The following is an 11,226-nucleotide window of genomic DNA, read 5'->3' on the forward strand; positions in this document are numbered from 1 at the left end:
ATCGAACACGCCGCCAGCGCTGATATAAACATTAAAGTGATAAATGCTGCCGTAAAAATGTGTCCATTTGTTTGAAGAATTCGAGTCGATGCTCCTCATTACTCAGGTAATGGCTACCACCTTCAAGCTCTAGATAGACTAAGTCTTTGCCCGCCTTCTCCATGCTTTTACGCATACGTTTAGCTTGAGCGAAAGGCACACGCAAGTCCTTAGTGCCGTGTGCCAACATAACCGGAATGGATATATTATTAGTTCGATTGACCGGTGAACTAGCGTCCAATTTATTGCGCTCAGAACCCACTTGCTGTTTGACAATATCGTAATTAGTATAATGGCGAGAACTGTTAACTAGGTGCCTTAGGTCAGTCACTCCGGCAAAACTGACAGCGCATTGATACAAGTCAGTATCGTTGGTCGCCTCCATCAATGCGACATAACCACCATAGCTAGCACCAACAATACAAATTCGCTTCGGATCGGCTACTCCTTGTTCAATCATCCAGCGCGTGCCATCTTCGACATCGGTCTGCATCTTTCCGCCCCAGTCCTGCAAACCCGAGGTCATAAAGTCATACCCATAACCATACGATCCGCGAAAATTCATTTGCAGCACAGCATAGCCCTGACTAGCAAAATACTGTGTCCAATAGTCAAAGCCTTTGCCGTCATAACTAATAGGACCACCATGTGGAAAGATAATGGTCGGCAACGGTTTGGCTGACTCTAGCCGAGGCTTGGTCAGATAACCTGAAATAGTCAACCCGTCGCGCGCTTGGTATTGAATGCTTTGTTTAACTGCCATTCGCTCTGGATCGAGAGACTCGTAATTGCTTGCTATGCGCTGCATCGTGCCTTTGTCGCGGTCCCAGTAGAAATAGGTTCCAGCGTCTTGATCGCTGCTGGCTAACACTAACAATTTTCGTTCATCACGACTAAAGTCGACAATCTCGTTAGTACTTGAAGGCAGCGCTCGGTTAATCGATTTCTGTATTCCCTCATATTCAGGCTCCCAAAATATATAACCCGCTTGGGTCGCGTGCTTTAGGCCCACAACCCGCTGAGCCTTCTCCGAATAAATTAAACTACCGCTAATATCTCGATCGCCCTGTGAATACACGAGCGTTGGCGCTTGCTCAGTGTTCCTAAGATCCATTTTAAACACCGCATCGAACCCGTTATGCCGGGCTGAGTAGAACAATATATTTGGATCATAGTCGAAGCCTAACGGCCGACGCTCGTCCTCGCTAAACACATTAAATTCAAACAGAGGCTGCCAGCGCTTCTTTTTACTGGTTCGATAACTGTATTCCATTCGTGTGTCGTCTTGCACTTCGGCAACTCTAAGCGCGTGCTGACGGTCGGTAATCCAGCCCATGGTTTGAGCGCGACGTCGATGAACCCGTTTAACCTTTTTTGTGCGGTGATTAACACGATACACCTCGGTAGCAACCTGATCACTGGTGCGTAACGCCACAATAAATTCGTCGGGGCTATCTGGCAGAAAATCGATAATTTGGTCTTGGCGGGTTGGCACATAATCCAGCCGATCAAACAAGCTTGTCGGGATTGCCGACGTCACTTCTGCTGTCTTGATATCAATTCTAAGTAAGCGCGTACCAGTAACGGGTGTGCCATAGACTTTTGTCGGGTAGGCCGTGCTTAATAATAATGTGTCGTTATTCGCCCACTCGATCCAACGAATTACAAAGCGCTCATTATTAGTCGAAAGAATAGCTTTCTTGTCGCCGGTGACTAAGTTTACCCAGTGCAATACAACACCTTTTTTCTCGTCGGTTTCAAACCGTAGCAACGACACCGCCTGCGCTCCATCTGGCGATAGACTTACTTTCGACACATCGGGTAAACGCGCAAATGTCTCTGCCGTCAGAGCTTGCTCTGCCTGACTTATCGAGTTAAAACTCGCCAATAAAAAGATACCGAGTGCCACAACAAACGCGCGGCAGCGCAGACGTACTATCAAATAATCCATTTTAAATTCCCTCCAACGGGGTTCCTAAGCGAGATTCAATGCATTGGAACAAAGCAATGCAACTTAGTCAAACTCCTTGTCGAGTCAAGACTCAAAATCAGAACAAGATGAGATCACAAGAGGATCAAGACAGGTACAAGAAAGGTACAAGCCAGGAAGTAGAACGAAGTCAAAACGAATAAAGCAAGAATAACTCTTGCTCTATTCGCCGTGAATACTCAGTTAATCAAAACCACAATGGCTATCTTCCTTGTTTAGCCGGCCAGCGAACCAAGCCAAGCCAAGCCACCAGGTTCTAACTAGTATGGTTTACAGTTCAACCATCAATTTTCCGGTATTGCCACCAGTAAACAATAAGTTAATGCCCTCAATAGCGCTCTCTAAGCCATGCAATGTATGAGCGCGATATTTGATTTTACCTTCCATCAAATAGCCAGACATCGCTTGCATCATACTGGGTATTTTGTCGTAGTGATCTGGCATCGTGAAACCTTGAATGGTTAGACGCTTTTTGATTATGTTCATCCAGTTTGGACCAACCGACGGATTACTAGTGTTGTAATCAGAAATCATGCCACACACCATAATTCGACCATGTGCGTTCATCAAATTAAACACCGCATGTTGCACGGCGCCACCAGTGTTCTCAAAATAGAGATCAACACCATTCGGTGCCGCGGCCGCCAACTGCTTGGCTAAATCATCTGACTTGTAGTTAATAGCTGCGTCGAAGCCGAGCTCTTCGGTTAACCATTGGCACTTGTCGTCAGACCCTGCGGTTCCAATCACCGTTAGTCCTTCGGCTTTTGCAATTTGTCCAACCATTGAGCCAACCGACCCAGCCGCGCCGGACACCACCAAGGTTTCACCAGCTTTAGGTTTGCCAATATTCATCAAGCCCTGATACGCCGTCATACCCGGCAAAGCGAGTACACATAAGACCGCTTCGGTTGGAATGCCTTCTGGAAGAAGGTTCATGCCCTGCCCGTTGCTAACAATATACTCGGCCCAACCGGTCATACCTTGCACACGTGCTCCGACTGGGAATCGATCATTCTTAGACTCCACGATTTCGCCAACACCGCTGGAACGCATAACATCACCAAGTTCCACTGGCGGAATGTAGCTATCACGATCGGGCATCATCCAACCTTTCATAGCTGGGTCTAGAGACATATGTGTTTGCTTAATCAGAATTTGGCCATCTTGCAACTCAGGAGTCTGCAGGCGGACAACTTCGAACAAGTCCGGAGTAATAGCCAGTTCTGGGCGTTTAACTAATTTGATCGCGGTATATTCCATGGTTTTTCCTATATCTGGATTATCGATAGCAGCAAAGTCTACGCCCTTAATCTGAACTTTAGATGATTTTCACTCACGCTCCAAAATGAATGCAATTCAACTTAAGCGACTCGATTCACCAGCCAGGTTGCGAGTAATATCCTGAAACCGTGTTGTAGCGAGAATCTAAGAACGCAATTAAATCCACCAACTGGGTAACTGTCATGCCTTTAGTCATCGCATGCATCGGCGACTGTTGGCTAGCCGATTGCCGTACTTCGCGCCGCTGCTCAGACGTTAACTGATCTAAATAACGTTCTGACAGACGATGATCGGGGTTCATTATTGACGTAGCAAGGTCAGCGCGGGTCTTCGCATTTAGAATGACACCACCTAACTCAACGGTGAACGGCCGCTCTCCCGCATAACTAGGCAGAGGATAGTCGCGCACCGTATGACAGCGAATACACTGTAAATCAACAAAAGCTTGCTCACCATTTGCCACGCTTTGATCAGTGACCGGAAAACGAACTTCATAGCGGTTATAAGCAGGCGCAACACAGGCACCGAGTAGGACACTCAAAAATAACAATATTAGTGAGGTCGACCATTGGCGTTTAACATTCATTTTGTACAGACTCCAAGTCATTATTAATGTGCCATGATACCGCAGACCCGCAATCATGCATTGATTCACGTCAATTACTAAAAAATATCCACCACATCACCGAAATTCACCTTACGTTTAACGAAAACCCACCAAAATCAATGCGTAACTAGTCAACTAAAATTAAATTTACCGCGTTGATTCACACAACGACCACACGAAACAGTATGCTTGAAGGGCGCTATGTAACGGCACGCTGCTGATTGTTCGCCAACAAACGGACAATATAGGGTAATCGTTCAGCTTTGGTTCAGGTCTATTAATGAACAATAAACAGAGTAAAACAGTAAGACCGACATACACTTATTAAAGTAGGTATCGACCATGACTTTGCACAAGCTCTTCCAAAACTTTAGCCTCATGACAGCATTTATCTTGCTAATGTGTGGATCCGTCATGAGTCATGCGCAAGATTCCGAGCTCTCAGATGAGCTGCTAAGCGAAGCTGAAATGGAACAGTTATTAGCGCCAATTGCGCTTTATCCAGACACCATTTTGTCGCACATATTGATCGCGTCCACCTACCCACTCGAAGTGATACAGGCTGAACGGTGGACTAGCGCAAACCCCAATTTAGACGCCACCGCCGCGGTTAATGCAGTCGAAGATCAAGACTGGGACCCCAGCGTTCGAGCACTCGTGGCGTTTCCTCAAATTCTGCAACGTATGAGTCAAGACGTAGACTGGACTCAATCACTTGGAGAGGCCTTTCTGGCCGACGAATCACGTGTGCTTGCTAGTGTGCAAACCTTACGTAGATTGGCCCAAGAACATGGTTCTTTGGCAGAAATGGACAAGGTCACAGTGTCACAAGACGAAGACTCTATTGTGATCGAATCGAGAGAACGAGAAATAGTTTACGTGCCCTACTACGACACACGCTCGGTATATGGTGCGTGGCGCTGGGCCCATTACGACCCAGTCTTCTGGGATTACCCGTTCCATGACGCATACTACGCACGCCGACACCCGAGCTCATTTTATTGGGGCCCCCGCGTATCGGTATCATTCGGGTTCTTTTTTAACACACTGCATTGGCATAACCGCAACGTTGTGAGGATTCCAGATCGCTACTACCGAAATCGTCAGTATTATGGTTACCGAGAACTAGTTAACCATCGCAACGGCATACGCTGGACCCATAGCCCACAACATCGTCGCGGCGTGGTTTATCGCAATCGTCATCTGCGTGATGCCTACCGTGATGGCAATAAGCACAGACAGTATCGAGAGAACCGACCTCGCCAACAGCAAGTTCGAACTCGTTTGAATCAACATCAAGGCGATGGCTTGGAGCGTCATCGTGCGCAAACCCAAGCCGCACGAAATGCAGCGAACCGTCGTTCAGAACTAAACACTCAGCCTCAACAGCGGCGCAGCAACACGGTTAACCGACCTCGCCAACAAGTGATTTCAGAACGGGATCAACGACGCATACAAACTCCGAGTAACCGTAACTATCGTTCGATTCCGGACAAACAAACTCGCTCAGCTAGGCCCACGCCAACAGTGACCGCCTCTCCACGTTCAGTGGTAGTACCACAAAGAACCAACACTGCGCCGCGCAAGCCTCAGGCGCAACCACAAACCCAGTCAAAACCGCCCAGCAACACGGTTAAGCGACAAGTCCAGCAACGACGAACCTCAAGCCAGCATCGCCAGCGACAAGTCGACCGTTCGCAGCGCGCCAACCCCAGATAAATAAGCTAAAGAGAAAAGTGAGTAAGACAGCCTCAAGGCATATGAATACTCTATGGGGGCTGTACGAATTCATCAGCCCCTAAAACCGCCAGTGTAGCCAGAAGTCAACGATTCTAAATCGGCATTTAATATGCTTTTAGCAGCAGGCTTTTAGCCCGCTACTTGGCCTACGCGTTGCTCTAAATAGGCAATAATGTCATTCGATTCATACATCCAACGAACCTCTTCACCTTGCGCAATTCGTAAGCATGGCACTTTCACGCGCCCTCCTTCACTTTCCAGCTCAGCTCTAAACTGCGGTGTTTTATTGATGTCACGCAACTCAACGTCAACACCTAAGCGATGAATCGCGCGCCGAGTTTTCACACAAAACGGGCAGGCAAAGAATTGATACAGGGAATGCCCTTGCAAAGCGGCTTGCACGTTGGCCTGCTCTGCCTCTGACCGTTTAATCGGGCGTGGCCGAGACAGCCAATCAAAAAATACAATGATGAGCCCAAGCGCGTTACGAACAAATTTAACAATCATAAAAGTTGCGTCCCAGTAGAAGTTGGCAAGTAGAAGTTGGCAATCAGAAATAGCAGCGTGCCGCATCCTAGCCTTGAACCTTCGCAGTGTAAAGGCTTCAACTGTTAGCGTGCGATAAAACTCCAAGTCTGAGCTAATAAACGCCAAAGACGACTTAATCGCGGCTGAAATCCCAGTATTTCTCTCGCATTTTCGCGCGCCAGTTCATTAACACAATAGGGTCAGAATCAATCTGTGAATCGCCCCAGCTCAATATTGCGTGTTGTCGCTGAGAATCCCAATTCACATTAATGATAGAAGCAGCCTTAATTTCGTCGTGTGACTCAATTAGGTCAAAAAATGGTTTATACCAATAATCCCAATACGCCTGGCCACGCAAGGTTTTTTGTCGGGCCGTGTAACGAATCGCGCTGGCCTCGCCAATCATCACTGGCTTATTCTTCTGCCTCGCCACTTCCAACACACGCTCACGATTTGGCCCGGTATGAAAGCCCTCGTCGGTAACCTGAAAAAAACTCAACCCAATCCAATCAACATACTCATCACCAGGGTACCAAGCAAGAATGTCTTGCCCTTGAAAAGTGGGCAACATTGCATAGGAATGCCAAACCAAATGAACATTACTCTCTTGCCGCATACGCTTAGCAATTTCGATATACGCTTTGATAAACAATTCGGGTTGATAGTTATTATGCGGACCATCAAACTCATAGCCAACTCGAAGATAAATAGGTCGTTTTAACGCGCCAAGCTTGCTGGCCAGCAGATCGATCTTAGTGCGTGTTTGGCCGGCGCCGATCGCAGCAAGTTGATCTGCGCCTAACCATAGGCCTATTTGCACCGACAGCCCGTCTGCCACTTGCGTCAAAAACCACATATCTTGATGGTTATCACCTTGCGCATTAGCATGCGGAGAATCAAAGCCTTGCGCATCAAGCGATGTATAAAATGCCGCGCCAGCCGGAACCGGACATTCCGCGCCGTTAACACAGACCCGGAACAGATAATTAGCAAACTCTTCGCGACTTTGACCGGCAAACATCATCACCGAACCATCCTCACGTGCTTCGACGCGGTCGGCTAGCCACCCTGAAACAATCAATAAGCTAAGCAAGATTAAGCGACTAAATTTCATGCAAACATCCTCTTTATCAAGGTTTTGGCAGTTTTGCGGACGCTGCCGACATAGACCGCATCGTCAGAGCTGGTGATTTTTCGTTGCACACAAACCAAGCATGATAGATACAACAACCATAGAACGTAAATAGTTAGCGTAACCATCAGACCAAAATCTGTGCGCCATAAAATATCGTTATCCAGCAGATTCAAATACCGCGCGATCACGCCCAACACGGTAAGCAACGCAAGCCCCAACAGCGGCAACAGAATCTGCCAATAAATAATATTATCAGCACCTTCGGTATGCTTAATGGTAGATCGAAACGTCTGCTTATACGGGTTAAGCAGTGCTTTAATAATGGAACTGGTTAAATGAAACACCCCGACCACACGCCCGACCTCAGACACAATGGGTATAGTTTTCTTCTGACTCAACCAATAAAAACCAAAAGTAACCAGCAACATTCGCGGCGCGAGCACAATCAATAAATGCCCGAAATCAGAATGAAATGGCGCAATACCAAACCACCAATACATCATCGGAGACACCAACAACAGCAAGGTCCAGATAGTGCCAAAGTGATACACAATCGGATCAAGCAAAAACAAACGATCGACCAATGACAAAGACCGACTTCGCAGTAGACCACGGTCAGCAAACAAGCACTGAATGGTACCGATGCACCACCGGCCGCGCTGTCGAATGTATTCAGCAATATCCTGCGTGGCATTTCCTTTGCTCAGAGGCTCATTTAAAAATCGCGTCTTATACCCTGCCCCATGCAACACATACGACGTAAGCAAATCCTCGGTGACTGAGTCTTTAGCAAAACCACCGATAGCGTCTAAACACTCACGCTTGACCACAAAACTGGTGCCGTAGCAGAAAGCGTTGTCCCAGCGGTCGCGGCCAGATTGGATCACGTCGGAGAACGCACATTGCGACTCCGGCCAAGCGTGGCTGCCGCCCAAATTATGTTGAATCGCATCAGGGTTAGAGAACACTTGAGGGGTTTGCACCAAACCGATACCAGCGTCATTTAATAGCCCCACCGTGCGCCAAAGAAAGTTGGGCTCCAGCACGAAATCAGCGTCAACTACGCAGATAATCGGCGCTTGCGTGAGTGTTAAAGCATTATTGAGGTTACCCGCTTTGTAATGGATGTTTTCCTCACGCGCAATGTAATTCACGCCAATGCCGTTGCAGTAGTCTTTTAGAAACTCTCGATTTCCGTCATCCAAAACCCAAACGTTAACCTTCGGATAATCCAGATTTAACGCACCTTGTATGGTTTTTTCGAGCATAGCAAGTGGCTCGTTGACAGTTGGAATCATCACGTCAACCGCGTCTAAATTATCACTACTCTTAAGAATCTTCTCCCACTGATCGGCCTCAGGACTGCGATTAGTCGGCGCCACCATAATAAAGAAATGCCAATTCAAGGCAATTGCCGCGAGCGCTTCGGTAACAAAGAAAAACCACATCCACATGGACTGAAAACTCAGCTCATAGGCCGGCAATGTTTCGTCCAACCGCCATTGTAAGTACTTAACATTGACGAACGCGAAAAGACACGCAATCACCAGTTTGCTAGCTTTGGATTTTCCAATATCAGACGATGCCAATAACAATAGCCCGACCAACATTAAGAGGTTAGCTAGCACACCTGGGTATAGTTCTAGCATTAGTAGTTCGCTCTCAAGTTGACACTCAACCACACCATTATTTTTTCAGCGAACGATGGGTTAGCACTGGTAATAATGACTTTAGCGAGATGCCCAAGTTGACCGACGTCTACTTGATCACGGTCTAACCCTATAATTAATTTCAGGGATAACGGGCTCGGAGAAATTGACGGCACAGCAAACCCTGCAACACTACCCTGCTCTTGCGATTGAATTTCTCGCACGCGCCCAGTTAAAAAACGTTTGTCGTTATTAAGGTAAACACTGGCTTTATCACCGATTTCAATACTGTCCAAAAACTGGCGCGATATATAAGCCTCTACGAACATGGATTCAACATTAGCAACTTCGAACAAAACATCACCCTGTTCAACCGTCTGCCCCGCCAATATTCGCTTCTTCCAAATCAGCCCAGTTGCGGGGCTAAACACCGGATAAGCTTGACCATCTTCAACAAATTGCAAAGCATTCTGCATTTTTTGTTCGGTAGCCACCATCTCAGCTTGTAAGGTCACACTCTGCATTTCAAGAGACCGTATTTCTTGAGCCATGAGCGCACTATCCGTCAGTTGAAAGCCCGACCCGATATCAGCACCAGTAGAATTTTGATCATTCAATGAAGCTAGTTCAGTCTTTAGGCTTAGCACCTTACGCCGCGCAGCAAGTAACTCACGCTCGGTACTTATGGCAGCTAATTTGGTCTTTTGGAACTGCGCTTGAGTGATAATGCCCTCTTGATAAAGCTCGGCTATTTGATCTTTATCTTCAGAGCGCAAGCTGATTTCGGCTTCAAGCAATGCTACTTCTTTCTGCGCTTCGCGGTAGTCAGCGGTTAAAAACACCAGTTTGTCCTGCTTAGCACCATCAAACTTATTAAGTTGTTTAGTAAGCGCTGCAACCACCGCCTCATAGTTGGTCTTAGTCTTTTGCAAGAACACCTTGTCTTGATCAATTTCTTGGCGAATCTGTTCTTGATTTCGACGTATTTTGGCGACCGTAGTACCCGCTTTAACAAGTTGCTTCTCAGCAACGTTGTCGTCACTGACAACCCCAGCGATAGGCGCATTGACCTCGTAGGTAGTGGCATTTAGTAGCGCCCTAGTGCTCGACGGAAACAAGGGTGGCAAATACAAAGCCCAAATCGATATAATGATTAAGGTAACCGCGGTAGCAATACGAGAAAAACGAATCAACCTAGGCATAAATAACTCCTCGCGGGCTAACTCGCCACGCCGCACCACTAAATACAAAACAAACGATCTGCGATAATTGGCAGCTTTGAGATAATCGATAGCTAAGCAACATACTTAGGATTGCCTCCACGACTCGAACAACGCAACGGTATTGCGCGTAGGCCACTGCCCATCTTCTATTGCTTGTTCAGGCAGAGATAAAACAGCAGGCAAACTTACAAGCCCTATATCTGGACTCTTGCAAAGCGAAGCTACGGTGTGTTCTTGAAGGAAGAATTCAGGCTCATCCAATGACTGAATATTCGACTCAACACTAATGCTGTATTGTTGAGTTTTAGCAACCGCGGGTTTATCAGCCAACGCTGAGTCAAAACAAGACAGACTCGCATATAGCTCACTGCAACGCGCACCTAATCCGGCATCCATTGCCTGATGCAGCAACACCGAACTAGAGGTAGCGTCGCTATCTTTAGTTCGGACATAGTCATAAAACCCTAAAAGCTCACCTGCACAAGCATTGCTGTGTGCAAACAAACCACTACCCAACATCAACAAGCACACGCCAACGAAGCGTGTGCGAGTACCCACGTACTTAAATAAGACCACTTTTTCCCCACCCCACTTGAGTAATGCGCGAGACATCGTGCAAGTGTTTAACACAAATTCATTATCGACACACCAACCCTACTTGACCTGTCGAACTACGGCTAATCAAATCATAGCTCTAATGTTAAACAAAGATCACTCGACCTTAGTCTGAACCTAAGCAGTATATAGGGTCACTAATCGCTAAGCTACAAATCTAACAATGGCCATAAAATATCAATCGCGCAAGCGCAGTCGAGTAGTAAGTGGTAACACGCAAAACAATTTGCTGTGTAGCAACGGGAGTTAATCAATCCTTGAATTCTTGCGTGGTTAACGGTAGCTTGGCATATAGCAAATATCCATGCAGACTGGATATTTACTCTTTAAAGTTATATTTTTCAACAACTTAGATAAAATAGCGCAAATAAAATATCACGTCACAATGACTGGATATTTATTATTAAAAATTCTAA

General features: G+C 46.7%; 9 protein-coding genes. 1 reads left to right on the forward strand and 8 read right to left on the reverse strand.

Annotated features, from left to right (window positions below):
* Positions 1-31 precede the first annotated feature (31 nt).
* The 3 genes from DFR28_RS08830 to DFR28_RS08840 all read right to left on the reverse strand — a co-directional run bounded on the left by DFR28_RS08830 (position 32) and on the right by DFR28_RS08840 (position 3,899).
* Positions 32-1,990 carry an alpha/beta hydrolase family protein gene (locus tag DFR28_RS08830; RefSeq protein ID WP_113953967.1) on the reverse strand — a complete coding sequence of 653 codons (1,959 nt, stop codon included), beginning with the start codon at positions 1,988-1,990 and terminating at the stop codon, positions 32-34.
* Between the two features lie 309 nt (positions 1,991-2,299).
* Entirely contained in the window at positions 2,300-3,292 is a 993-nt protein-coding gene (locus DFR28_RS08835) for an NADP-dependent oxidoreductase (RefSeq protein WP_113953968.1), read from the reverse strand.
* Positions 3,293-3,407: 115 nt separating this feature from the next.
* Positions 3,408-3,899, reverse strand: a complete 492-nt coding sequence (locus DFR28_RS08840) for a c-type cytochrome (protein ID WP_170132036.1) — start codon at positions 3,897-3,899, stop codon at positions 3,408-3,410.
* 399 nt (positions 3,900-4,298) lie between these two features.
* Between DFR28_RS08840 and DFR28_RS08845 the strand changes: the two genes are divergently transcribed.
* Positions 4,299-5,639 carry a DUF3300 domain-containing protein gene (locus DFR28_RS08845; RefSeq protein ID WP_170132037.1) on the forward strand — a complete coding sequence of 447 codons (1,341 nt, stop codon included), beginning with the start codon at positions 4,299-4,301 and terminating at the stop codon, positions 5,637-5,639.
* A gap of 150 nt (positions 5,640-5,789) precedes the next feature.
* Here the strand turns inward: DFR28_RS08845 and DFR28_RS08850 are convergent, their stop codons facing one another.
* The 5 genes from DFR28_RS08850 to DFR28_RS08870 all read right to left on the reverse strand — a co-directional run bounded on the left by DFR28_RS08850 (position 5,790) and on the right by DFR28_RS08870 (position 10,807).
* Positions 5,790-6,167, reverse strand: coding sequence for a glutaredoxin family protein (locus DFR28_RS08850; protein WP_113953971.1), 378 nt, complete (start codon positions 6,165-6,167; stop codon positions 5,790-5,792).
* A gap of 154 nt (positions 6,168-6,321) precedes the next feature.
* Complete coding sequence (locus DFR28_RS08855; protein WP_113953972.1) at positions 6,322-7,302, reverse strand: glycosyl hydrolase; 981 nt, start codon at positions 7,300-7,302, stop codon at positions 6,322-6,324.
* Positions 7,299-8,972 carry a glycosyltransferase family 2 protein gene (locus DFR28_RS08860; RefSeq protein ID WP_113953973.1) on the reverse strand — a complete coding sequence of 558 codons (1,674 nt, stop codon included), beginning with the start codon at positions 8,970-8,972 and terminating at the stop codon, positions 7,299-7,301. Before DFR28_RS08860 ends, DFR28_RS08855 begins: the two co-directional genes overlap by 4 nt.
* Positions 8,972-10,174, reverse strand: a complete 1,203-nt coding sequence (locus DFR28_RS08865) for an HlyD family secretion protein (RefSeq protein WP_147250972.1) — start codon at positions 10,172-10,174, stop codon at positions 8,972-8,974. Before DFR28_RS08865 ends, DFR28_RS08860 begins: the two co-directional genes overlap by 1 nt.
* A gap of 105 nt (positions 10,175-10,279) precedes the next feature.
* Positions 10,280-10,807 carry a hypothetical protein gene (locus DFR28_RS08870; protein WP_113953975.1) on the reverse strand — a complete coding sequence of 176 codons (528 nt, stop codon included), beginning with the start codon at positions 10,805-10,807 and terminating at the stop codon, positions 10,280-10,282.
* Between the last annotated feature and the right edge of the window lie 419 nt (positions 10,808-11,226).

It is taken from the genome of Arenicella xantha, assembly GCF_003315245.1.
GTDB lineage: Bacteria > Pseudomonadota > Gammaproteobacteria > Arenicellales > Arenicellaceae > Arenicella > Arenicella xantha.